Annotated in this window: 14 protein-coding genes; 9 read left to right on the forward strand and 5 right to left on the reverse strand. The window is 65.9% G+C overall.

Annotation, left to right across the window (positions count from 1 at the left end; translation table 11 throughout):
• Positions 1–54 precede the first annotated feature (54 nt).
• The 9 genes from UC35_RS14400 (at position 55) to UC35_RS14440 (ending at position 16,768) form a co-directional block, all read left to right on the forward strand.
• Positions 55–1,545, forward strand: coding sequence for a class I adenylate-forming enzyme family protein (locus UC35_RS14400; RefSeq protein ID WP_061500841.1), 1,491 nt, complete (start codon positions 55–57; stop codon positions 1,543–1,545).
• 29 nt (positions 1,546–1,574) lie between these two features.
• Positions 1,575–2,798, forward strand: coding sequence for a glycosyltransferase family 4 protein (locus UC35_RS14405; RefSeq protein ID WP_061500843.1), 1,224 nt, complete (start codon positions 1,575–1,577; stop codon positions 2,796–2,798).
• Between the two features lie 127 nt (positions 2,799–2,925).
• Complete coding sequence (locus tag UC35_RS14410; RefSeq protein ID WP_061500845.1) at positions 2,926–4,440, forward strand: class I adenylate-forming enzyme family protein; 1,515 nt, start codon at positions 2,926–2,928, stop codon at positions 4,438–4,440.
• Positions 4,437–5,405 carry a tripartite tricarboxylate transporter substrate-binding protein gene (locus UC35_RS14415; RefSeq protein WP_082793213.1) on the forward strand — a complete coding sequence of 323 codons (969 nt, stop codon included), beginning with the start codon at positions 4,437–4,439 and terminating at the stop codon, positions 5,403–5,405. The genes UC35_RS14410 and UC35_RS14415 overlap by 4 nt, the downstream gene beginning before the upstream one ends.
• A 533-nt stretch (positions 5,406–5,938) precedes the next feature.
• Positions 5,939–7,606, forward strand: coding sequence for a M10 family metallopeptidase C-terminal domain-containing protein (locus UC35_RS14420; RefSeq protein ID WP_082793215.1), 1,668 nt, complete (start codon positions 5,939–5,941; stop codon positions 7,604–7,606).
• A 516-nt stretch (positions 7,607–8,122) separates the two neighbouring features.
• Positions 8,123–12,748, forward strand: a complete 4,626-nt coding sequence (locus UC35_RS14425; RefSeq protein WP_061500851.1) for a beta strand repeat-containing protein — start codon at positions 8,123–8,125, stop codon at positions 12,746–12,748.
• A gap of 461 nt (positions 12,749–13,209) precedes the next feature.
• Positions 13,210–14,454: a glycosyltransferase family 4 protein gene (locus tag UC35_RS14430; protein WP_061500853.1), complete on the forward strand. Its 1,245-nt coding sequence runs from the start codon at positions 13,210–13,212 to the stop codon at positions 14,452–14,454.
• Positions 14,455–14,548: 94 nt separating this feature from the next.
• Positions 14,549–15,343 (forward strand): 3'(2'),5'-bisphosphate nucleotidase CysQ, encoded by a 795-nt coding sequence (cysQ, locus tag UC35_RS14435; RefSeq protein ID WP_061500855.1) that lies wholly within the window; start codon positions 14,549–14,551, stop codon positions 15,341–15,343.
• A gap of 75 nt (positions 15,344–15,418) precedes the next feature.
• Positions 15,419–16,768 carry a DUF4214 domain-containing protein gene (locus tag UC35_RS14440; RefSeq protein ID WP_061500857.1) on the forward strand — a complete coding sequence of 450 codons (1,350 nt, stop codon included), beginning with the start codon at positions 15,419–15,421 and terminating at the stop codon, positions 16,766–16,768.
• Here UC35_RS14440 and UC35_RS14445 read toward each other — a convergent pair.
• Genes UC35_RS14445 through UC35_RS14465 form a run of 5 tightly spaced genes read right to left on the reverse strand, consistent with a single transcriptional unit; the run spans position 16,706 to position 25,658 of the window.
• Entirely contained in the window at positions 16,706–20,887 is a 4,182-nt protein-coding gene (locus UC35_RS14445) for a glycosyltransferase (protein ID WP_061500859.1), read from the reverse strand. The two genes, UC35_RS14440 and UC35_RS14445, sit on opposite strands and share 63 nt — an antisense overlap.
• Positions 20,871–22,205: a class I SAM-dependent methyltransferase gene (locus tag UC35_RS23135; RefSeq protein WP_082793217.1), complete on the reverse strand. Its 1,335-nt coding sequence runs from the start codon at positions 22,203–22,205 to the stop codon at positions 20,871–20,873. Before UC35_RS23135 ends, UC35_RS14445 begins: the two co-directional genes overlap by 17 nt.
• Positions 22,202–23,449 carry an ABC transporter ATP-binding protein gene (locus tag UC35_RS14455; protein ID WP_061500862.1) on the reverse strand — a complete coding sequence of 416 codons (1,248 nt, stop codon included), beginning with the start codon at positions 23,447–23,449 and terminating at the stop codon, positions 22,202–22,204. Before UC35_RS14455 ends, UC35_RS23135 begins: the two co-directional genes overlap by 4 nt.
• The gene (locus UC35_RS14460) at positions 23,449–24,240 is read right to left on the reverse strand and encodes an ABC transporter permease (RefSeq protein WP_415752675.1); all 792 of its coding nucleotides are present in this window, start codon (positions 24,238–24,240) and stop codon (positions 23,449–23,451) included. The genes UC35_RS14455 and UC35_RS14460 overlap by 1 nt, the downstream gene beginning before the upstream one ends.
• Positions 24,240–25,658 carry a mannose-1-phosphate guanylyltransferase/mannose-6-phosphate isomerase gene (locus UC35_RS14465; protein WP_061500866.1) on the reverse strand — a complete coding sequence of 473 codons (1,419 nt, stop codon included), beginning with the start codon at positions 25,656–25,658 and terminating at the stop codon, positions 24,240–24,242. The genes UC35_RS14460 and UC35_RS14465 overlap by 1 nt, the downstream gene beginning before the upstream one ends.
• Positions 25,659–25,711 lie beyond the last annotated feature (53 nt).

Raw genomic sequence — 25,711 nt, forward strand, 5'->3', positions numbered from 1 at the left:
GCCTATACTTCAGGGCGCCCGTATCGGCCTGTACGACCTACACCAAAATTCGCCATGTCCGCTCCTTTCAGGTCTACGTTCTACTCGTCCATCCTGTTTCACTCGCGCTTCAACCCGTATTCCATCGCCTGCGTGTTTGGCGAGGAACATGTCACGTACCAGCGCTTCGCAAAGGACATCGAGCGCACCACGCGCCGCCTGGCCGCCCTCGAAGTCGGCGCCGCGCGGCGCGTACTGGTCAACGTGGCGCACCCCTATGTCCACTGGCTGCTCACCATCGCCCTGGGCCGCATGGGCGTTGTGTCGGTGACGGCCTTCGGCTCGGACAGCGAGCTGTTCCGCTTCACCGGTGCTGAGGTCGTTCTTACCGACCAGGATCTGCTGGGTGGCGAGCGGCGGATCATCCGGGTCACCAAGGATTGGCTCGCCGGCCCCACCAATGAGTTTCCAGCGTTCGTGGATCGTGAGCACGGCTATGACGACCCGCTGCGGCTCGTGCTGTCCTCCGGCACGACTGGCAAACCGAAAAAAATCGTCATCACCTATGGCCAGTTCCAGCACCGGGTGTTCTCCGGCTCGCTCGGCGCGGCGGCCGCGCCGACTGCCCGTGTCATGGCCATGGTCGGGGCCGACACCGTAGGCGGCTACCAGCTGCCGATGGCGACTTGGGCGCATGGCGGCCGGGTGGTCATGCTCCTGCCGAAAGACAATGCCTACATCACCCTGCGCCGAAACGGCGTGAGCGTCGCCTTCATGTCGCCCGTGCAGCTTGCGGGCATGTTGAAGTCCATGCCGCGCGACGCGTGGCCTGTCGAAGGGCTGACCGTGTCCGTCGGCGGCAGCGCCCTGCCGCACGATCTCGCGCAGCAGGCGCGACTGCGTCTGACTTCGCAGCTGATGGTGGTGTACGGGTCCACCGAGGTCGGCACCGTCTACCGCATGAATGCCAGCATGGAAAACGGCGTGACGGGCGGCTATGTCGTGCCCAGCGTGGAAGTGCAGGTCGTGGACTCCGACGGCCAACCTGTTTCGCACGGTCAGGTCGGTGAAGTGCGTGTGCGCGGCGCCACGGCCGTCAGCGGCTATGCAGACGAACCGCGGGAAGAGATCTCAGCGCAAACCGCCTTTCGCGATGGCTGGTTCTACCCCGGCGATGCGGGCGTGCTCACTGCCGGCGGCCTGCTAGCGATCGTCGGTCGCACTCAGGAGCTCATGAACCTTGGCGGCATTAAGGTAGCCCCAACGCTCATCGAAGACGCTATCCGCGCCTGCGAAGGCATCGCCGACATGGCCGCGTTTGCGGTGGACCAGGCGGGCGCCACCGAGCAGCCCTGGGTCGCCGTCGTGCGCGGCATGGGCTTTGACGCTGCCGCGGTGATCAGCCGTTTCAAGCAGCGCTTTCCGCAGCTGCCCAGCCTGCGCGTCGCCTATATCGACGCCATTCCGAGAAACGGCATGGGGAAAGTGCTGCGCGGCGAGTTGCGCCGAATGGTGAAGGCACAGCAATTAGCCCTCGCGCCGATCGAGACGGCCGTACTACATTGACCGGGTTAAACGAACCACCGGCTGCCGAGATGGAGAACCGGCGACCGCGCATCGCCTATCTCGCTCCCAATGCACTGCAGGACCGCACCAGTGGCGCGGCGATTTCACTGCTGACCATGCTTCGGGCGCTGTCTGGTGTCGACTGGCAGACCCATTCGTTAAGCGCCGCGGTGTTCGACCGCCCGCCACCCGCGAGATCGCTGGCGGAAGTGGTCGCGGGCTGGGGCCTGCCCCTGCGCGGCAACTTGAAAGGCACCCGCGCGCCCGTGTGGCGCGGCACGGTGGAGGGTGTGGACCACATGGTGGTTCACCTGGGCAAGACGCAGCGCATGCAGATGAGTCCCCTCGAGGAAGCCCTGTTCCTTCAGCTTGCGCGCCGCTGGCTCGCCCAGGTGAAGCCGGACGTGGTACTCACGATGGGCGGACTGGTCCTCGACGCTGCGTTGCAAAGAGAGGCGCGCCGACAGGGCGCCGCTGTGGTCTTTTATCTTGCCAACGGCAGCTACAACAATCGGGAAACGTTCGCTGAGATCGACCAGGTGATCACCAACTCGGGCGTGACGGCGCAGATGTACGCGCAGCGCCTGGGCATCGAAGCGCGCAACGTCGGCGTCTACGTGGACACCAGCCGCTTCATCGCAGTACGAAGCGAGCCGCGGTACATCACCTTTATCAATCCCGTGGCCGAGAAGGGGGTGACCCTGTTCCTGCGGCTGGTGGCCATGGCGCGGACGCGGGCGCCCGACCTGCGGTTCCTGGTCGTTGAGAGTCGCGGCACGCTGGCTGCCGCCATCGAACGGCTCAAGCTCGACCCGGCACTCACCGAACATGTGACGGTGGTGCCCCGTAGCGACGACATGCGCGAGGTGTACGCACAAACTCGCGCACTACTGTGTCCCTCATTCTGGTTCGAAGCTGCGGGCCGGGTGCTCGTTGAAGCGATCGCCAACGGTATTCCGGTCGTCGCGACCAATCGCGGCGGCATTCCAGAAACCCTCGCCGGAGGTGGCACGTTACTCCCCGTGCCGACAGCCTGCATGCGTGATCACTGGCATATGCCAACGGAAGAGGAAGCCCAGCATTGGTGGGATGCGCTGAATGCCCTGCACTGCGATTCGCAACACTACGAGGCGATGAGTGCGCAAGCGCGGGAGGCGGCACGCCATCACGACCTGTCAGTGAAGGCACGAGCCTTGGATCGGCTGCTAAGGCAGACAATCGAACGCCGTCGCGCGATCAGGCAAGCCGCCTGATTGGCGTTCTCCGATAACTTGTTCACGGCCCGGAAGCAGGCACAAATGTGCTGCACAACAGCTGGGCCATAATGACGACACTCGGCTTTCCCATGGCCCGAGCCGTTGCTATCTGATCTTTTATCCCATGAATGTCGTCCAAGCCATTGCCCGGCAGGCACTTTCCCGTCCCAAAGCACCGGCGCTGATCACCCCGAATGGGGTTGTCAGCTATGAACAGTTGATGGGTGACGTGCTCCGGCTCGCCTCGAGGATGGCGCAGCTCGGCGTGCGCCGCGGCGACGTGGTCGGAATCCTGGCCCGCAACAGCCTGCCGCATGTTTGGCTGACCCTCGCCACCGCTTGGCTGGGCGGCATCTCCGTTTCGCTGGGTACCGAAGGCTCGGACGAGGACAAGGCGCGCAACGCCGAGCTCTGCGGAGTGAAATTCTTCTTCCATGGCGACGTCGATGTTCCCAAGTTCGCGACACCCGGCGCAGTGGTCCGGATGAGTGTAAGGGAGCTCTTTGCACAGGCGCCCAGCCCGGAACCCGTTCGCATGGTTCAGGCCGAGCCCCAGGACATCTGGCGAATCGCATTCACATCGGGCACTACGGGTCGGCCGAAGGCGATGAAGATTGCCCATGAGGCAATGATTCTGAAGAACCACGCGCTGGGCTCGATCGTGCCCGTTCTCCCTCAGGATCGCGTGCTTGTTCAAATGGGCACTGGCCTGGTGTTCGCGGTCACGTACTGGATGCGCACGCTCGCCGCCGGCGCGGCCGTGGTGGCCCGGCAGGAGAGTGCGGACAAGGCGTGGGAGGCGCTGCAGCTCTATCAGGTGACGTTCCTCGTCACCAGTCCGGGAAATGCGTTGGGGATGCTGGCCGTTGCGCGTGGCCAGGGCGAGGCAGTGCGCCCCGCCAGTCTGCGCAGGACCATGTTGGGTGGTGCCGCTGTATCGCCCGCCCAGCGCGCGCAGGTGCGCAGGGAGCTCTGCGAGAACCTGCTGATCAACTACGGCGCCAGCGAGGTGGGCATGGTGGCCCTGCTCAACCCTGCGTTGATGGACTCGGATCCTGCGTGTGCGGGGCGTCTGGTCGACTACCTGGAGGTGCAGGCAGTGGATCCGAAGGGCCAGCCTATCCCACCCGGGCAGGGCGAAGGCCTGCTGCGCATGCGATCGGCGACCATGGCCTCAGGCTACATTCTTTCGCCCGATGCGAGCGTAGACGATGCGCAGGCGTTCCGCGATGGCTGGTTCTATTCCAAGGACATAGGCCGCGTGGCACTCGACGGGCGTGTCTATCTTTCCGGCCGGGCGAGCGACGTCATCAATCTCGGCGGCGTCAAGGTTGACCCGGCTCGCGTCGAGGAGTTGCTCGCGCGCGAGCCTGGCGTGCTCGAGTGTGCGGTTGTCGGAGTGGCCGACCAGCACGCGGTGGTGTCGCTGGTCGCTGTGATCGTACCGCAGGGCGAGGTGGACTGGCCCCGGCTGCAGCGGCGATGTGCGGAGGTGCTGCCCGCCATCGCAGTTCCACGTGGTTTCGTCACCCTGGACGCGCTGCCCCGAAATGCGTCCGGCAAGGTGATGCGCGCTGAGCTCGCCAAGGGGATCCGACGCGGATCTCCTGGCAAGACACCGGTCGGGGTGCCGGCATGAGCCGCTGGGGACTTGCCGCTCGGGCCTGGATTCTGGCCTGCTCGGCATGGATTTCCGTGGCGCCAATCGCTCAGGCAGAAGATATCCAGCCCATTAAGCTGGTCGTCCCTGTGCCGCCAGGGGCCACGCTCGACACCACTGCCCGTCGCATAGCAAAGGAGTGGGCAGTGATCGCGGGGGCACCGGTGGTCGTGGAGAACCGCCCGGGCGCCAACACGCTGATCGGTGCCGACTTCGTCGCACGTGCAGCGGCGGACGGACGGACCCTCTTGTACAGCACCACGAGCATGGCGATCGCGCCGTTGCTCCAGAAGACCTCGCTCAGCGTTGACGGAGTGGTGCCGGTGATCCAGATCTCGGCCGAGACCTACGCCCTGGCGGTCAGCACAAGCTCGACGGTGACCATACCGCAGGATCTGGAGCGACTCGCGGCCGCGCGCCGGGAGGGCCTGAACTGCTCGGTCGTGCCTGGGGCGCCCGAACTTGCTTGCGAGCAACTCAAAATCCTGCTGAAAGGCCGGTCGACATCCGTCCCGTACGCCGGCGCAGCGCCTGCGGTGCAAGCTGTCGTCGCGGGCGAGGCCGACTTGACCTTCGCGCCGGTCAGCTCTTTGCTGCCACTGGTACATGCTGGGCGCCTCCGCTTGGTCGCCGTCTCCAGTCGTGACGTGCTTCCGCCGGACATGGGAAGCCTCCCGCTGCTGTCGATGGCTTGGCGAGGTTTCTTCCTGGAGGGTTTCACCGGGATCTTCGCGCCGAAAGGAACGCCGAAAGAGCGCATGGAGCAGCTAAACCGCGAGCTCAATGCAGTGCTTCGTGCCGCGGAGGTTCGGGAGTCGATGCGCATTTCCGCGCAAATCCCTGTTGGCGGTGGTCCCGAGCATCTCGACTCCGAAATGCGCCGGATGCACACACGGTATCGCGAAATCATCAAACTTATGGGGGTGGACGTCACCTCGCGTTGACGTTCCGACCACGCGGGCTTGAGCCAGCCGCTGTGGTCTGTGCACGGGAGTTGGAAACTCCCTCTTTGTTGCATTGGCCGATCGCCGAATGGCTCCCCCCAATGCCTGACACGCCGACACGAACCCGGGCCCGGGAAGTGTAAGTTCGGCGCCCGAACCGATCCTTCGCAACTGGGTGCCGTTGGGTGCCGGACATGGCTCCCGGATTTGATCCTCCTCAAGGCATGTCAATCCTTGTCCAAGACGAGTCTGCAAACTACGACAGAGGCGGTTGCATCCTATTGCAATGGATGAGATGCACTGTTACGGTTGTCAATGCACCGATACAGTGACACATGCACTGTCTCTGTGCAACGGGAGCGCAAGTTCGTCACAGCCCGGCATTCAGTTGGCCTTGGCACTCTGAGCCGCATGAGGGTTGAGTTCCCTATAGATGGCTGATCTCGAGTCACTGCAAGTCGTGCGGTGCGCTTGAGCGGCTGCAAGTTGTACCGAGGAGCGGGCGAGATTGCCCGAGGAGAAAAGTAGTAGTCATGCCAAACACCAAACCCACTCTTGGCTTCGTCCAGGCCTTTGCAGCCGACACACTTGGGGTCATTGCCGACGGACGGGGCACGATCACTCGAGTGGCGTCCGGCCCTGTCGGCGTCAACTATGCGATCGTGACAGAGGAACCGTCTGCGTCGGGCACAGATGGGGATGGGCCGTTCACGCGGTTCGACGGTTATCGGGGCGAGTTCATCGAAGGCCTCACGGCAAGCGTCGATGTTTACCTTGATACCGCTTGGTCTGCCGGTAATGGCTTCGACTACTCGGTCGCGGCCAGCGACAAGAGCGGTGGCTACCTGCGCGACTTCATCTTCCATGTCACCAAGGACAGCAGCACCGGTCAACTTCTCGTTGGCACGGGCACCGGCTCCAACTTTGCACCTATGGAAGATCTCGAGTCGAGAGATCACGCAGTCGTCGCCAGCACTGGCTGGTACACCCTGCAGCATGTGTTCCACGATGTCGGCGGCTATTTGGCAGTCGACATGAACCTGATCGATGCCGCCGGTACCCGCGTCTGGGGCACGACAATCACGACAGACCTTGCGGTTTCGACAGTTGTCGGCGGCAACCGCTATGGCTGGTTTACCGATGTCACGGTACCGGGCGCGCTGGCGATCGACAACCTGACCCTGGGTGAAGTTTCCGGCGCCGTGAAGGAGATCGCCGACGGAGGGCTTGGCGAAGGCATCACCAATCTGGTGGCCGACGGCGTGATCCCGTTCAAGGACTTGGATGTCGCCGACAGTCACTCGGTCACTGTCATCCCGGCGGGGGCCGGCTATCTCGGGGCCCTCACCGCGGTGGTCAGCGATTCCACCGGCGATGGCGAAGGCAAGGTCACCTGGACCTTCACCGTGGCCGACTCTGCGGTGGATCATCTCGGCGCAGGAGAAACGCTGACCCAGCGATACACCGTGACCGTGAACGACGGCCACGGCGGCGCGGCCAGTCAGACCGTTAACGTCATCGTCACTGGAGCCGACGATGCTGGCATCAGCGTTGTCGGCACCGGGCGCGCCGATTCGCTGGTCGGCACCACCGGCAACGACGTCATCGACGGCCGCCTGGGCGCCGACACCATGGCTGGCGGTCGAGGCAACGACACCTACTACATCAATGAAGCGGGCGATGTGGTCGTCGAGAATGCCAATGAAGGCGTGGATACCGTGATCGCCACGGTCAACTACACGCTGGGCGCCAACCAGGAGAACCTGACGCTGGGTGGCTTAGGCAGCTTGTCCGGCAGCGGGAATGCGTTGAGCAACCTGATCGTGGGTAACGCCGCCAACAACGTCCTCAACGGCTTTGGCGGCGCCGATACGCTGACCGGCGGGCTGGGGGCAGACACCTTCACCTTCAGCGCCGCGGCTGACACATCCGTCGCAACGCCAGATGAGGTGACCGACTTCAACGCCCGCCAGGGCGACAAGATCGACTTGCGTGCCATCGATGCTCGCCTCGATATGGCCGGGGACCAGGCGTTCCGCTTCATCGGCACCGCCGCCTTCAGCGGCAACGCCGCGGGGCAGCTGCGCTTCGATGCGGCTTCGCACATGCTGCTGGGCAGCACCGATGCCGACACGGACGCCGAGTTCGCCATCGTGCTGACGGGCGTGAGCAGTCTCATGGCAGCCGACATCCTGCTGTAAGCCGAGCAACTTCGACCTCAAGAACGCCGGGCTCAGCCCGGCGTTTTTCTTTAGCACAGCTTGCCGTCCGCTGAAAAGCGCTGGGAAGAGGCTCCTGCACGCCGCGTGCGCACCGCCTCGGCCAGCTATATGTCGGTCGACAACGCGATCGAGACCACCGTGCTGGTTCGCTAAACACGTGCCTCCCGAGCATATAGCCGACCGACCGCCGTCCTCTAGCATAACATGTTGTTACAGTGAGGATGGGTCTATCGCGTTTTAGGAATCTTGTCCATGTGATTTGCGAAGGTTTAACCGAATCGCATTGCAAAAAGTGAAAGCAACAGTTACATTGACTTCACGAGAGGTGGTGAGTCCCAACGGCTTGCATCAGATCCACGGCCCGATGCCGCAAGGTTGACTCAGCTTTCCTCCGACGGTTGCTGGACCTCAAGCGTTGTAGCGCAGCTGCGTTGTGAGCGCGAAGGCCAGTGCTTTGCAACACCAGTGGGCAAGTTGCCCGAGGAGGAAAGACCCATGGCGGTAAACCAAGCGCCCATCATCCCATCGGTTCCGAGCCCAACGAGTCCGCCGAATGCATTCGATGGCGCTGTCACGGAGGACGCCGCAGCAACACTGACCGTCACCGGCACCATACGATTCGATGATCAAAACAACGGTGATACGCACGTCGCGTCCACCGCGGTCGTCAGCAACTCGCTCGGCGGCTCGCTGACCGCCAGTGTCACGACCCCCGATCCCAACGGCGCCAACGCGGGCGTCGTCACCTGGAGCTACAACCTCCCTAACAGCAACACTGCCGTGCAGAGTTTGGCAGCGGGCCAGCAGGTGACCGAAACATTTAACGTCACGATCACGGACAACGGCGGACTCTCGGTGACCCAACTGGTCACCATTACCATCACCGGTACAAACGATGTGCCCGTGATCGGAGGCGTGAGCACTGGTGACGTCACCGAAGATGCCGCCGTCGATGGCCTAGGCAATCTCAACGCCAGCGGCGCACTGACCATCACCGACGCCGACCAGGGCGGGTCCAGCTTCATCGCTCAGGCCAGCACTGCTGGCACCTACGGCACTTTCACGCTCGCAGCCAACGGCGCGTGGACCTATGTGGCTTCCAACGCCCAGGCAGCCATCCAGCAGGTGGGCGCGGGCCAAGCGATTACCGACTCATTCGTTGCCCAGGCCGCCGACGGCACCGCGAAGACTGTCACTGTCACGATCCACGGTGTCGACGATGCGCCGCAGGCCTTTCCTGACACGGCCAGTGCGACCGAAGACGGTCCGGCGGCCACGGGCAACGTGCTGACCAACGATTTCGACGATACAGGGGACACCAAGACGGTGACCGCCCTCACGGGCGGCAGCGTGGGGGTGGCCAAGGCTGGAACCTATGGGAGCCTGACGCTCAACGCCGATGGCAGCTTTAGCTACGTTGCGGACAACGCCAATGCGCTGGCGCTGGAGCAGACTGCCACTGACTCCTTCACATACACAATGCAGGACGGTGGCGGTGTGCCCAGCACGTCGACGTTGACCGTGACGATCACTGGTGCCAACGACACGCCGGTGGCCAGCGGCACGTACACGCACACGGTGACCGACACGGCCGCGGGCGATACCTACGCGCCGATCACCGGCACGCTGAGCGCCAGCGACGTCGACAGCGGCGACAGCCTGACCTGGAGCGGCAGCGCGGCAGGCGTGTACGGTGCGCTGACGGTCAACGCTGACGGCAGCTACAGCTACGCGGTCAACGCGGCGGCGGTGAACGCGCTGGCCTCGGGCAGCAACCCCAGCGACAGCTTCACCGCGACGGTGACCGATTCGAACGGAGCGACGGCCACGCGCACCATCACGATCAACCTGACCGGTGCCAACGACACGCCGGTGGCCAGCGGCACGTACACGCACACGGTGACCGACACGGCCGCGGGCGATGCCTACGCGCCGATCACCGGCACGCTGAGCGCCAGCGACGTCGACAGCGGCGACAGCCTGACCTGGAGCGGCAGCGCGGCAGGCGTGTACGGTGCGCTGACGGTCAACGCTGACGGCAGCTACAGCTACGCGGTCAACGCGGCGGCGGTGAACGCGCTGGCCTCGGGCAGTAACCCCAGCGACAGCTTTACCGCGACGGTGACCGATTCGCACGGAGCGACGGCCACGCGCACCATCACGATCAACCTGACCGGTGCCAACGACACGCCGGTGGCCAGCGGTACGTACACGCACACGGTGACCGACACGGCCGCGGGCGATACCTACGCGCCGATCACCGGCACGCTGAGCGCCAGCGACGTCGACAGCGGCGACAGCCTGACCTGGAGCGGCAGCGCGGCAGGCGTGTACGGTGCGCTGACGGTCAACGCTGACGGCAGCTACAGCTACGCGGTCAACGCGGCGGCGGTGAACGCGCTGGCCTCGGGCAGTAACCCCAGCGACAGCTTTACCGCGACGGTGACCGATTCGCACGGAGCGACGGCCACGCGCACCATCACGATCAACCTGACCGGTGCCAACGACACGCCGGTGGCCAGCGGCACGTACACGCACACGGTGACCGACACGGCCGCGGGCGATGCCTACGCGCCGATCACCGGCACGCTGAGCGCCAGCGACGTCGACAGCGGCGACAGCCTGACCTGGAGCGGCAGCGCGGCAGGCGTGTACGGTGCGCTGACGGTCAACGCTGACGGCAGCTACAGCTACGCGGTCAACGCGGCGGCGGTGAACGCGCTGGCCTCGGGCAGCAACCCCAGCGACAGCTTTACCGCGACGGTGACCGATTCGCACGGAGCGACGGCCACGCGCACCATCACGATCAACCTGACCGGTGCCAACGACACGCCGGTGGCCAGCGGCACGTACACGCACACGGTGACCGACACGGCCGCGGGCGATGCCTACGCGCCGATCACCGGCACGCTGAGCGCCAGCGACGTCGACAGCGGCGACAGCCTGACCTGGAGCGGCAGCGCGGCAGGCGTGTACGGTGCGCTGACGGTCAACGCTGACGGCAGCTACAGCTACGCGGTCAACGCGGCGGCGGTGAACGCGCTGGCCTCGGGCAGTAACCCCAGCGACAGCTTTACCGCGACGGTGACCGATTCGCACGGAGCGACGGCCACGCGCACCATCACGATCAACCTGACCGGTGCCAACGACACGCCGGTGGCCAGCGGCACGTACACGCACACGGTGACCGACACGGCCGCGGGCGATGCCTACGCGCCGATCACCGGCACGCTGAGCGCCAGCGACGTCGACAGCGGCGACAGCCTGACCTGGAGCGGCAGCGCGGCAGGCGTGTACGGTGCGCTGACGGTCAACGCTGACGGCAGCTACAGCTACGCGGTCAACGCGGCGGCGGTGAACGCGCTGGCCTCGGGCAGTAACCCCAGCGACAGCTTTACCGCGACGGTGACCGATTCGCACGGAGCGACGGCCACGCGCACCATCACGATCAACCTGACCGGTGCCAACGACACGCCGGTGGCCAGCGGTACGTACACGCACACGGTGACCGACACGGCCGCGGGCGATACCTACGCGCCGATCACCGGCACGCTGAGCGCCAGCGACGTCGACAGCGGCGACAGCCTGACCTGGAGCGGCAGCGCGGCAGGCGTGTACGGTGCGCTGACGGTCAACGCTGACGGCAGCTACAGCTACGCGGTCAACGCGGCGGCGGTGAACGCGCTGGCCTCGGGCAGCAACCCCAGCGACAGCTTCACCGCGACGGTGACCGATTCGAACGGAGCGACGGCCACGCGCACCATCACGATCAACCTGACCGGTGCCAACGACACCGCAGAGATCGGCGGAGTCACTAGCGGCGCGGCCACCGAGGACACCTCTCTCGTTGTGGGCAATCTCACGGCCGGCGGTTTGCTGAGCATCACCGATGTAGACCAGGGGCAAGCCAGCTTCACGGCGCAGGCCAGCACCATCGGTGCCAACGGCTATGGGACCTTCACGCTCGCCACGGACGGCACCTGGACTTACACCGCCAACAACAGCCAAGCGGCCGTCCAGAGCCTCGGTGCGGGTCAGTTGCTCACTGACTCTTTCACGGCGGTTTCCAAGGACGGCAGCGCCTCCGAAACTGTCACCGTCACCATCAACGGCGCGAACGATACGGCCGTAATCGGCGGTGGGGCAACCGGCTCAATCACCGAGGACATCGCTGTCACCGCGGGCAATCTCGCCACTAGCGGCTCGCTGACGGTCAATGATGTCGACCAGGGCCAGTCCAGCTTCACGGCTCAAGTTGGAACCACTGGCAGCAATGGCTACGGTATTTTCACGCTCGCTGCGAACGGGACCTGGACCTACACAGCCAACAACAGCCAGGCGGCCATTCAGAACCTCGGCGCGGGCCAGTCGCTCACTGACTCCTTCACGGCCGTCTCCAAAGACGGCAGCGCCTCGCAGACGATCACGGTGACGATCAACGGCGCCAACGAAACCGTGCCGGGCATCAGCGTTGTCGGCACTGGCCGTGCCGACTCCCTCGTTGGCACCATCGGCGACGACGTCATCGACGGCCGCCTGGGCGCCGACACCATGGCTGGCGGTCGAGGCAACGACACCTACTACATCAATGAAGCGGGCGATGTGGTCGTCGAGAATGCCAACGAAGGCGTGGATACCGTGATCGCCGCGGTCAACTATACGCTCGGGGTCAACCAGGAGAACCTGACGCTGGGTGGCTTGGGCAGCTTGTCCGGCAGCGGCAATGCGTTGAGCAACCTGATCGTGGGTAACGCCGCCAACAACGTCCTCAACGGCTTTGGCGGCGCCGATACGCTGACCGGCGGGCTGGGGGCAGACACCTTCACCTTCAGCGCCGCGGCTGACACATCCGTCGCAACGCCAGATGAGGTGACCGACTTCAACGCCCGCCAGGGCGACAAGATCGACTTGCGTGCCATCGATGCTCGCCTCGATATGGCCGGGGACCAGGCGTTCCGCTTCATCGGCACCGCCGCCTTCAGCGGCAACGCCGCGGGGCAGCTGCGCTTCGATGCGGCTTCGCACACGCTGCTGGGCAGCACCGACGCCGACACGGACGCCGAGTTCGCCATCGTGCTGACTGGCGTGAGCAGTCTCACGACAGCCGACATCCTGCTGTAAGCCGATCAACTTCGACTTCAACAACGCCGGGCTCAGCCCGGCGTTATTCCTCGACGTTCTGCTTATTAGTTCCGCGGCGACCACCAGCGGACGACGACCTGGCGCTGATCGGTATGTTCCGCATCGGCGAAGTGACCGAGTGGTTGCTGCTCGGGGCAGTCGCCCATAAACTTCTAGGGCGAGATGATCGGCTGCCCGGCCCCATGCGACGCGCCCCCGATGGTCGCGGGTGTCTCACTCGGCCCTGCTTCTCGGCGTTATGCAGGTCGGCACTGGCTTAGCGGGCTCGAGCAGCACACGTTGAGGATGCCGGTGTTGCCGTGCGTTTCATCCAATTCGCCGGCCCAGTAGCGAGAGCCTCCACGCAATCGTCGCGGAAATAATAGGCGTGTGAATCAGGCCCTTCTTCTCGAAGTGCTCGGCACGCGCCGGGCCTAAACGTCGAATGCGCATTCGTTGATGTGAAAATCCTCTTCGTCCACCAAAATTTCCCGGGCCAGTTCAAATCCCTGGCCCCAGCCCTGGCGGCGACCCCCGGCAACACGGTGCACGCCATGACACTTCGCAAGGATGCGCCTAGCATCTGGCAAGGCTTGAACTTGGTTCCGTATGCAGTGCCGCGAGGATCGACACCCGGTATCCATCCGTGGATGCTGGACCTGGAGACAAAAACGATTCGCGGCGAAGCGGCCTTCCGAAAGTGCGTGCAGCTTCGCAGCGAAGGCTACGAGCCCGACGTGATCATCGCCCATCCAGGGTGGGGAGAATCGCTGTTCCTTAAAGACGTTTGGCCCGGTGCGCGCCTGGCGATCTATTGCGAATTCTTCTATCGCCAGACGGGACTCGACGTCGGGTTCGACCCCGAGTTTCCGGTTACTGACCTGGGCGATCCTTGCCGCCTGCGCTTGAAGAACGTCAACAACCTGCTGCATTTCGAATCGGCAGACGCGGCAATCTCTCCTACCCATTGGCAGGCTGATACATTTCCCGAACCCTTCCGCAGCAGGATCTCGGTGATCCACGACGGCATCGACACGGATGCCGTGGCGCCGAATCCGAACGTGAGCCTGACCCTGAACGACAAGATCAGGCTCACGCGGGCGGAAGAAATCATCACCTTCGTCAACCGCAACCTGGAGCCCACCCGCGGCTACCACGTGTTCATGCGCGCCTTGCCGCGCATCCTCGAGCAGCGGCCGAACGCGAGAGTGCTGATCGTCGGCGGCGACGACGTGAGCTATGGCCCACGGCCCGAGGGCGGCAGGAACTGGAAGGACATCTACCTTTCCGAGGTTGCCGATCGCCTCGATCGTTCGCATGTGCACTTTCTCGGCCGCATTCCGTACAAGGAATTCATCGGGCTGCTGCAGCTGTCCACGGTGCATGTGTACCTCACGTACCCTTTCGTCCTGAGCTGGAGCCTGCTGGAGGCGATGAGCACCGGTTGCGCGATCGTCGCGAGCAACACCGGGCCCTTGTTGGAGGCGATCCAGGACGGCCAGACCGGCCAGCTGGTGGACTTCTTCGACGTCGACGGCCTGGCCGCCAAGGTGTGCGCGCTGCTGGATGATCCGGCCGAACGCATGCGCCTGGGCTCCAATGCGCGCGAGTTCGCGCGCACCCACTATGACCTGAAGCGCGTCTGCCTGCCCCGCCAGTTGCAGTGGGTGAACGATCTGGCAGGCGCGAACAGCAGCGTTTCTTGAATGTGATTCAGGTCACGGCAAGAGCCCGTCGTCGAGATGTTGGCGCTTGCTACGGCGGAGGACGGCGCGGTAGGCTTGGTGGGCTGGACGCCCCATGCTGATACGCCGTGACCAACTCGAGAGCCTGTGCGAGATCGCGCAGGCGGCCGGCCGCGAGATCATGGCGGTGTACCGCACCGACTTCGCCTCTTGGCACAAGCAGGACCAATCGCCGCTGACCGAGGGCGACCTTCGTGCGGACAAAGTGATCCGCGCCGGGCTGGAGTCGCTCTTTCCCGGCGTGTTCATCCTGTCGGAGGAATCGACATCCGCCGGCAGCGGCGCGCGGGACGTCTTCTTCCTGGTGGACCCGCTCGACGGCACCCGGGAATTTCTCCGGCGCAACGACGAATTCACGGTCAACATCGCGCTCATCGCACAGGGCCGCCCGATGGCGGGCGTGGTGCTGGCGCCGGCGCTGGGCGAACTGTTCTTCGCCGCGCAGGGCCTGGGTGCCTGGAAGCGCCAGGGTGACGTGCAGACGCCATTGCGCGCCCGGCGCTCCGAAGGGCCGCTTCGCGTGATCGGCAGCCGCTCGCATGATGACGGCGTGCTGGATGGCTGGCTCGAACGGCTGCAGTGCGCGCACACCTACACGGCCGCCGGCAGTTCGCTGAAGTTCTGTCGCATCGCCGAAGGCGCCGCAGACATCTATCCGCGCCTGGGTCCCACCAACCAGTGGGACACCGCGGCGGGGCAGGCCGTGCTGGAGCAGGCCGGCGGCGCGGTGCTCGCTGCGCAGGGCGGCGATCTGCGCTACGGCCTGGACCGTGCCCTTCTCAATCCGCACTTCGTTGCGCTGGCCGACAGACTGACGAAATTCCCGCCGTTGCAAGGCGCCGCCACCTAAGTCACGCGCAGCGGATACGCACGGTAACCATGCCCGCCGCGCCGCCCGCCGGGCCCGTACACTGGGCTCAAGCACATGTTTGAAATCACCCCCACGACGGCCGCGCCCTACGCGTCGGTTTGCTATATCCGTTGCGACTGGGCCGACGGATCCGCCACCCGGGCCTCCGGCGTCGTGGTCGGCATCAACGACGTGCTGACGGCCCTGCACGTGGTGTTCGACGAAAGCCGGGGCGGCTGGGCGCGGCAGGTGATCGTCTACCCCGGCGCCGACACCTTGCCATTCAGCGCGCCGCTCGGTCAGTTCAGCGACGTGGGGTCGCTGAACGCGCGGGCCGCCAATTGGGACTTCAATGGCGACCAGTTGATGACGCCGCAGGAGTCCGCGGGCGACCTGGTTCTGATCGGCATGACTTCGCGCATCGGTGAGGTGAGCGGCTGGTTGCCGGTGACGCAGATGCCCACGGACTTCTACGGCCTGATGTCCGGCTACCCGGCGCGCGGCACCGGCCTGATGGCAGAGGGCGTGTGGGCCGACGCGTCCGACTCCTGGGGGGTCTACGATGTCGCCTCGGGGCTGGGTCCGGGCGCCTCGGGCGGCCCGCTGCTCTATACCGCCGGCGGCGTGACCTCGGTCGCGGGCGTGCTGTCCAGCGGCGACTTCGCTGCCACCTCGTCGACCTATGCCGGTCTCTTCGGGCCGGGAACGATGGACTGGCTGCGAGCGGCCATGTCCGCCAACGACACGCTGATCGGCCTGAGCCCCGGCGCCGCCCCGGCCTCCAGCCCGAACATCTATCTGGGCAGCGACGGCGCGGACAACTTCACCGGCACCCTGGGCCGCGACAGCTTCCGCGGCCTCGGCGGCGACGATGTGCTCACCGGCGGCGGTGGCGTCGACGTGGCCATCTACAGTGGCGCGCGCGCCTCCTACGCGGTCAACGTGGTCGCGCCCGGACTGATCCAGGTGGCCGATTCCATGCCTTGGCGCGATGGCTTCGACACGCTGCGCGAGGTGGAGCGGGTGGAGTTCAGCGACTTTTCACTCGCCTTCGATATCCAGGGTTCGGCCGGTCAGGCTTATCGCCTGTACCAGGCGGCCTTCGACCGGGCGCCGGACCTGCCGGGATTGGGATTTCAGATGAATGCCCTGGAGAGCGGGCTGTCGCTGGCGGGCGTGGCGGGCAACTTCCTCCTGAGTCCCGAATACCAGGCCTACGGCGTCGTCGATGACGGCGAGTTCGTCACGCGGCTGTATGCCAATGTGCTGCACCGCGCGCCGGACGAGGGCGGCCTCGCCTTCCACCTGGACCGCCTGCAGCACGGCGCTACGCGCGCCGACATCCTCGTCGGTTTCTCGGAATCACCCGAGAACCAGGCCCTGCTGCTCGGCGTCATGCAGGCCGGCATGGCCTACATCGGCTGATGCCGCCCGCGGGGCGGCATTGGCCCCGGACTGGGCCGTCTCCAGCAACACGCGCTTGACCTGCGCCGCGCTTGCTTCCCAGGTGAGCCGCGGCAGCCCTTCCGGCTTCGGATGCCGGTCTTCCCGCGCCAGTTCCATCCAGGTCGCGAGCGACGCGGACAGGGCCAGCGCCCCGTCGTCGCGGAAGTAGTGGGCATGCGTGCCGGCCACTTCCCGGAACACAGGAAGGTCGCGCGCGATGATGGGCAGCCCGCGCTGCGCCGCTTCCACCAGCGGCAGTCCGAAGCCTTCGCCGCGGGAGGCGGCAATCAGGGCGGTCGAGCTCTCGTAGAGCGCTTCCAGGAATTCGTCGCTGGCGTCTTCCACCCAAACCAGGCGCTGGCCCCGCTCGGGGTGCGAGCGCAGGCGCGCCTGCAGTTCGTCGACCATCCAGCCGGGCCGCCCGACGATCACCAGCATGGTGTCGTGCCCTTCTTCCCAAAGCGTTTCGAAGGCAGCGAGCACCGCGGCGTAGGCCTTGCGCGGCTCGATCGTCCCGACCATGAGGAAGCTGGTGTGCTGGCGGATGCGCGCCAGCAGTTCGGGCGCGCCGGTGGGCTGGCCACGGGTGGCGATGCGGTCGCTGATGTCGGAGCCCAGGTGCACGGCGCGGACTTCCGGCTGGCGGCGGCGTGCGTCGTCGCCCCAGTGCTCTTTGAGCCAGTGGCGCAACTCGTCGGCGATCGATTCTGAAATGCAAATCGCCAGGTCCGACTTGGCGACCACGCGCAGCCAGCGTTCATGGTGCTCGGCCGCCCCCGGCAGGAAGCAGTCCGGCAGGCGCACCGGCAGCAGGTCGTAGACCAGGAAGGCGGTGCGCACGCCCTGGCGCTGCAGCTCGTCGAGGTAGGACTCGTGCTTGGTGATCAGGTGCGGCTGCAGGTCCATGGCGAAGAAGGTGTCGCCCGCGCGCGGGCGGATCCAGTCGCCGGGTTGTTCGTCGTCCACCGGCAGCCCCGCGGCTTCGCACAGGAAGGCCATGGCCACGCGGTATCCATGCTCGCGCGGAGTGGCGTACACCGGGATCACCGTGTGCCCTGCGAGAGGCCGGCGCAGCAGCTCCATCAGGTAGTTCTTCACCACCCGCTGGATGCCACCCTGCCAGTCGTGTCGCACCAGTTCCGAGATGTCCAAGAAGAGCCGCGGGCCGCGCCTGCTCGGGCGCACCACGGCCAACCAGGCCCAGATAAATTCGGGTTCGCCCTCCGCCGGCAAGCTGACGGTGTCCAGGCCCTCGCGGACCGCCGGCAGGGGCAGCGTCGTCTCGCCCTCCCGCGGACCGAACCAGCCCCAGAGGTCGCTGCTGCCGATCTCGATGGTTTCATCTCCGGCGATACGCAACTGGCAACCATAGTGGCGCAGCATGAATTCGTGCGCGTAGCGCCATTCGCCATCGGCGGCCTGGTACACCGGCTCGGCTCGCCAGCCGGGCAGGGGATGCTCGATCATTCCGAGCAGCAGCGCCGGCAACTCAGATGCTGAATCGCCCGCGGCGCGGACCCACGTGCCGACGTCTACCAGCAGCTGCCGCGCCGGTCGCGGTTGCGGCAGGCTCAGGGCGATGCCGCTGGCAAGATTGCCGGTCACCGCGTCGTCGGTGTCCGCAGGAAGGACGGCCGCGACCTGTCGAACCAGCGCGGCCGGGCTGTGCGCCGCCTGCGCGGCGAAACGCTCGATCGCCTGCGCATAGGCTGTGGCGCAATCGGTGGGCGAATGTTGGGTTTCGATGATGCGCCGCGCGGCGCGGCCGAGGGCCGTTCGAACTTCGCGGTCGCTGCGCAGCTTTTCCAGCGCCTGCACCAGCTGTTCGTCGGTGAATTCCTCGTCCAGCACCAGCGCGGCATCGCGCGGCAGGTAAGCCATGGCGCCGTTGGCATTGGCGATCACCGGCACGCCATGGTTCATTGCGTCGAGCACGGTGCCTGAGGTCTCGCCGCGCGAGAGGGTGCGCAGTTGCACCGCGAGGTCCGAGGCATTCAGGTAGCGGCGGAAGTCCTCCGGGCTGGCCCAGCCGGTGATGCTGACGCGGCCCGGCCCGGCCTCGATGCTTCGCAGCAGTTCGCGCCCGTAGTCGCCGGGATGGTTCTCGCCGACGAACACGAGGCGGCAGCGCGGGTCACGCGCCAGGCTCGAACGCTGCCACGCGGCCAGCAGCCGGTGGTTCATCTTGGTCTCCGCCAGGATGCCGAAGGAGCAGACCAGGAAGTCGTCCGCCTCCAGCCCGAGCTGCGCCCGCGCCTCCTCGCGCCGTACCGGCAGGGCCACGCGCAGGTGCGGGATGAGGGACCAGCCGTCGGCTGCGCCGGGCCCGTACCACTCGCCGGCCAGCTGTCGGGAGAACGGCGAGTGGACGATCACGCCCTGGGCGCCGCGCAGCACCTCGAAATTGGCCGGGAACTCATGGATCACGTTGTGGATGTCCGCGCCGCACGCGCGCCGCAGCAGCGCCGGCCAGCCGTGCGAGGCGTACAGGGCCTGCGACCAATTCGGCTCCTTGGCGATCACCAGCTCGCGGTAGCTTTGCATCCCGCTGAGAAAGAAATCGTGGAGCACCACCGTTCCCGGGTAGCGTTCGAGCAGGGGCACCATGTGGACGTGGAACTCGGAGTTGCCGAAGTGGTACAGGATGCGGTCGTACTCGTCGCCGTGCTCCATGAACCATTCGGCGCTGCGCTTGCTCCGGACTGACCCCGGCGGCAGGGCTTCGAGTTGCTCCGGCTGCTCGACGATGGCGTCGATGTCGTAGTGCGCCGCCAGCGCCGGCAGCAGTTCCGCGCTGTAGTCGGCAATGCCGCTACGCGATGGCGGCAGGGGCGACACGTAGGCCAGGCGCTTGCGCCGCGGGCTCGCAGGCGCGGCGCGGCGGGCCGGCGGCCCCAACGTCTCGATCGCGGCCAGCGCGGTCTTGGCGCTGGTGTCCCAGCTGAACTGCTGCGCTTGCTCGGGGCCATTGCGCGCCAGCTCGAGCCGGAACGGCTCGTCCACCAGGCACTGCTGGAGCTTGGCAGTGATCGATGCGCGGGAGCGGGCATTGAACAGCGCGTCGGCGCGGCCGATTACTTCGGGAATACTGCTGTTGTCGGCGCCGATCACGGGCGCGCCGCAACGCATCGCCTCCAGCGCAGGCAGCCCGAAGCCCTCGTGCAGCGACGGAAAGACGAACAGCTTGCAAGTCCGGTACAGGTCCAGCAGGTCCTGCTCCGACACGAAGCCTGTGAGCACCAGTTCGCCGTTAGCGAGGCCGGATGCGGCTGCAAGCTGCTCCAGGCGCTCGCGCTCGGCGGGCTGCACCGAGCACACGATGGCCAGCTGGTGGCGCGACCGCAGCTCGTGCGGCAGCTGCGCCCACGCTTCGATCAAACCTTCGATGTTCTTGCGGTGATCGATGCCGCCGGTGTACATCACGAAAGGGCGCCACAGGCCGTAGCGCACCCGCAGACCCACCTCGGCCTCCGCGCTCACGGCGGCCGGCGTGAAATGCTCGTCGGCCGCTGACGAGATATTGACCACCCGCTCACCCGGCAGGTCCAGGCGCTCGATGCCTTCGCGCCGCGAGGCTTCCGAGATCGCCAGCCAGAGGTCGGCGCGCTTGAGGTGCTGGATCTTCTCGCTGTATTCTCGGGCGGCCTGCTCGTGCCAGAGATAGATGTCGGAGTAGACGTGCGGGATCAGGTCGTACAGGGTGACCGCGGTGCGGTGCGGCGCTTCGCCGAGGCCAATGCTGGTGAACGAGTGGGGCCCGCTCTCGAACAGGCTGGCGACGTGCACCACATCGGCCTTCAGGCTGGCGAGGAACGCTTCACGCACGACTTCGAACGCGCGCCGCTCCCCGGCGTTGTGCGCGACCAGCGGTGGCTGCGTCGCCTGCCAGCTGACAATGTTGCGGGCAGGCAGCAGTCCGGCCAGCGCCTCGCGCACCGGCACGACTGTGTCGGCATACATGCCGTTGAGCGCCACGATGAACTCGTGCTTGCCGCCATGGCGCAGCATCGCCTTGGCCAGCGCCATCGAATAGCGGCCGATGCCGCGGTTGCGCGAATGCGGCGACTGCGCCGCTTCCAGGTCAATGACGATCCGCAACGAGTTCTTCCTTTTTCTCCAAGCGTCTGGTCAGGGAGAACCTCAGATTTTGATGCACACGGTGTGCGCTTGCGGTCATCCGGTTCGATTCCTGGATGATCACGGGAGCCGGCGGGGTCGATCGCATGCGCTGGAGATACCGCTCCAGTCCCAATCTTTTGGCCGCGCGCATGATCGCCGCGCGGGCCTTGGGACGATCGCGCAGGATTCGTGCTGCGGTGCGGGCAGACGCCATTGCAACATGGCGCAGCGCGCCACGGGCCGTCCCCTTCACACCGCGTTGACGCAGCGCGCGGGGCAGCGCACCGGCCCAGCGTAGCGGCGCGGTCAGTCGCCACGAGGTACTCCGGCGCATCGCCTCCACCTGGCGATTCAGGGCGGAGATCTGGTCGTTGAGCGCGAACACGTGGTTGACAGCGCCGCGCTCCAACCCTGCGCCAATCGCATTCGCCCGTTCTATGGCGTCCAGCCGCTCCTTCAATGCCTGCTGGCCGCGTGTCAGCAAGATGCTGGACTCGCGCGCCATTTCGCCGATGACATGCATCTCGCGCAGCCGGGCTGACCATTGCTGGTCGTAGCGCGCGGCCGCCTCGATGAGGCTCGATCCGCATGCCTGCGCAAAGGCTGCGTCCAGTGCGGCCCTCGCTTGGTCGTCGGCATTGCCATTGAGTTCACCCTTTTGGGCCACGATGGCGTAGTCGGGACTCACGCCCGCGAGCACATGGATCAGTTCAACCGGCCTTCCGGGGGGGGCCAGGGCTTCATGAAGCCGCAGGGTTGCGACCCGGCCGAAGCCGCTGAATTCCGCGAGGAAGGCCAATAGCGGCGGCGGCAGCGGCCGGGCATGGGTCGGGTCCATGTAGAAGCCCGAGGAGCCGACGACGAGATTTTCTGGGTTCGGAGTCTCCAGGATTAACAAGCCGCCAGGGCGCAGGACACGCAGCGCTTCACTCACCAGCAACTGCAAATCTCGAAATGGCATGTGCTCGGCGACGTGCAGAGCCGAAACAACCGACAGGCTGGCCGTTGCGAGACTTTGAAGGTGCTGCAGCACGTCGCCGCTTCGCACGTCGAGTCCGAGTTCATGGCAGGCTGCCAGCATCCCTTCGTCGAGGTCTACGCCACTGGCTCGCCAGCCCTCGCCACGCAGCAGTTCGAGCCACTCGCCGCGTCCGCAGCCGAGGTCTACGGCTTGCGGCGGCATGCCCAATTGCGCCAGTGGACGCAGGAAGGACAGGTAGACCCGCTGGCGATCCCTGATGAGATCCCGCGAGCCGCGGTGGCGGTCCTCAAAGGCGCGGTAGAAATCCTGGCTCATTCCCGCAGTGCTTCCTCATGCTCGTTGATCTCGACGCTCACTATCGTGGGCAGGTAGGACGTCCCGACAAAGCGCGGCACTGAGAAATTGAGAACCTTGAACACCACCGCCAGGTCCCGCCACTCGTAATTCTTCGTCATGTGCGTCTCAGCGTCATGCGCAGCCACTGCCATTGAATAGCTGCCCTCGCCAAGGTTGGCGACGAATCCGAATCGCAGGGTGACCCGGTCGCCGGCGTGCAGGGGGCCTGCGCTGCGCTCGAGGTGATGCGTGTTGGTGCCGAACACCGGCTGCCCGAACCGGTCCTTGATCATGTAGCCGACGACCAGACTGTCAATCGGCGTGTTGACCTGCACCTGGACTTCCAGCGTGACGCGTGCGCCGACCCGCAGGGTCTCCGCCGGCTCGCCGTGCTCGTCGAGCAGGCGGACGTGGCCCAGCGTGGCTTCACCGGTGCCAGATATGGTCTGGATGCGGCCGTCCTGCGCCGTGTGCTGCCGCACGGTGCGTTTTTCCTTTTCGGCGATGAGAGCGTTGTAGTAGTCCATCACCGCTTCGGGCTCGCCCTGCATTGCCAGGCGACCCTCATTGAGCAGGATGGCTTCGTCGCAGATCGACTGGATTGCACCCTTGTCGTGCGACACCAGCAGCAGCGTCGTGCCCTGCTCCCGGAAGCTGCGGATGCGGTCCATGCTCTTGTGCTGGAAATAGGTGTCGCCCACCGACAGCGCTTCGTCGACGATCAGCACGTCGGGACGCACGGCGGTGGCCACGCTGAACGCCAGGCGCATCTGCATGCCGCTGGAGTACACGCGCAGGGGCTCGTCGATGTACTCGCCGATCTCGGCGAAGGCCTCGATCCCGGGCATCAGGCGCTCGATGTCCTGCGCCGACAGCCCCAGCAGCTGCGACGCCATGATCGCGTTCTGCCGGCCGGTGAAGTCGGGGTGGAACCCCAGCCCCAGTTCGAGCAGCGCCGCGACCCGGCCCGTCATCCGCACGCTGCCGGTGGTGGGGTTCGTGGTGCCGGTGATCATCTTGAGCAGCGTGCTCTTGCCGGCGCCGTTGACGCCGATGATGCCCAGCGCGCGGCCAGCGTCGACCCGGAAGCTGACGTCACGCAGGACCCAGCGCAGGTCGTGGCGCTTGCCGGCCAGCGGAATCAGCCACTCAGCCAGGCGGGCCCGGCGCGAGGGGTAGTGCTTGTAGGCCTTGCCCAGGCCTTCGACGGTGATCGTTCCCATCAGAGTTCGTCCACCAGCTCGGCCGAGTGGCGCCGGAACAGGCGCCAGCCCAGCGCGCACAGCAGCATGGCCACCACCAGCGGCGGCAGCAGCGAGAGCCAATGCGGCCACTGCGCATGCACGAGCACGTCCTGCGCCGCGCCGATCAGCGGCGCCATGGGATTGATCCAGAGCCAGTCAACGACGCGGGCAGGCAGGATGCTGCGCGGGTAGACGATGGGCGTCAGCCAAAACCAGAACTGCAGGAAGATGCCGAACACCTGGCCGACGTCGCGGAAGAAGACATTCAGGATGCCCAGCGTGATGCCGAGGCCGATGGCGAACATCGCCAGGATGCCGATCACCGGCACCAGGGCCAGGAAGGGCCAGCCGGGGAAGTTGCCGGTGAGCAGCAGGAACAGGGTGAGCAGCGAAAAGACGATCGCGAAGTTCAGCAGCGCATTGGTGACCACCGTGACCGGCAGGCTGATGCGCGGGAAATTCAGCTTCTTGAGCAGGCCGGCGTTCTCGATGAACACGCCCTGGGCGCGGGTCGTGATTTCAGAGAACAGCTGCCAGGTCAGCACACCCGCGCACAGGTAGATGCTGTAGGCGAAGCCGCCGGTGGCGCCCGGCAGCCGTGCCTGCATCACCTGCGAGAAGATCACCGTATACACGACGATCATCGCCAGCGGGTTGAGCACCGTCCATGCGGCGCCCAGCACCGAGTTCTGGTAGCGGGACTGGAATTCGCGTTTGACGCTACCCAGTATGAAGCCGCGGTAGGCCCATAGCGCTCTCACCAGAGTCATCATGCACGCCCATAGGTGTCCGCCAGGCGAACGATGTCGTCCTCACCGAGGTAGTCGCCGCACTGGACCTCGACCACCACCAGTTCCTCGGTGCCGATGTTGGACAGCCTGTGCTTTTCCTTCAGGGGGATGTAGCGGTACTGGCCGGCTTCCGTGCGCACTTCGCGCTCGCCGACCTGCACCAGCGCGACGCCCTTGACCACCACCCAGTGCTCGGCGCGGTGATGGTGGTACTGCAGGGACAGCGAGGCGCCGGGTCTGACCGTGATGCGCTTGACCTTGTAGCCCGCTTCTTCCTTGATCGTGGCATACGTGCCCCAGGGCCGGTGGACGGTCGCGGGCAACTGCGTACATTCGTGGCCGCGCTCCTTGAGCGCATCAACCACCGACTTGATCTTCTGCGCCGAGTGCTTGTTCGCTACCAGCAGGGCATCGGGCGTGTCGACGATCACGAGATCCCTGACGCCCACGGTGGCCACGATCTTGGGCCCGTGGCTTTCCACCTGCACGTGCGTGTCCTGGGTGTCCACGTCGACCACCTCGGCGATGAAGGTGTTGCCGCTGGCGTCAGGGGTGTGCGCCTGGGCCACGGCGGGCCAGGACCCGACGTCGCTCCAGCCGAAACGCGCCGGCACCACGGACACGTTGGAGGCGTGTTCCATCACCGCGTAGTCGACGCTGATGTCGGGCTGCAGGCCGAACAGGTGGGTGTCGAAGCGCGTCACGTCGCCGGTGGTCACGCCTTCGCGCAGCGCCTGCCTGGCCGTCTCCAGCGCATGGGGCGCGTGGGCGGCCAGCGCATCCAGCATGGTCTGGGCCGTGAAGCAGAACATGCCGCTGTTCCAGTAGAAGCGGCCGGTGGCGAGGTATTCCTGCGCGGTGGCCAGGTCGGGCTTCTCGACGAAGCGCAGCACGCGCTGGCTTTCGCGGCCCACGTGTTCCACCTCGATGTAGCCGAACCCGGTTTCGGGCGTGGTGGGGTGGATGCCGAACACCACCAGCTGGCCCTGCTGCGCGAGTTGCGCCGCTTCGAGCGCGCAGGCCACGAAGGCGCGTGTGTCGGGGATCAGGTGGTCGGCCGGCAGCACGAGGAGGACCGTGTCGGGGCCGTGGCGGGCCGCGCAGTGCAGGGCGGCCAGCGCGATGGCCGGACCGGTATTGCGCCCCTGTGGCTCGAGCAGGAAATGGGCGAGGGGAGGATCGGCCAGCTGTTCCAGCAGGTTGCGCGTCAGGAAGAGGTGGTCTTGGTTGGTGATGACCAGCAGCTCATCCGTGCCGCAGGCCTGGCCGCGCGCGACGGCCTGCTCGAGCAAGGCCTGGCCGCCCAGTTTCATGAATGGCTTGGGATAGGCCTGACGCGAGGCCGGCCACAGCCTCGTGCCCGCGCCCCCTGAAAGTACCACCGGTACGAGCTTCATCCGATACTCCCGCTGTGTTTTTATATGTTGATTCTAGGCGTATGCACGTCCTC

Origin of the sequence: Ramlibacter tataouinensis (assembly GCF_001580455.1) — a bacterium.
In the GTDB taxonomy this organism is placed as follows: Bacteria; Pseudomonadota; Gammaproteobacteria; order Burkholderiales; family Burkholderiaceae_C; genus Ramlibacter; species Ramlibacter tataouinensis_B.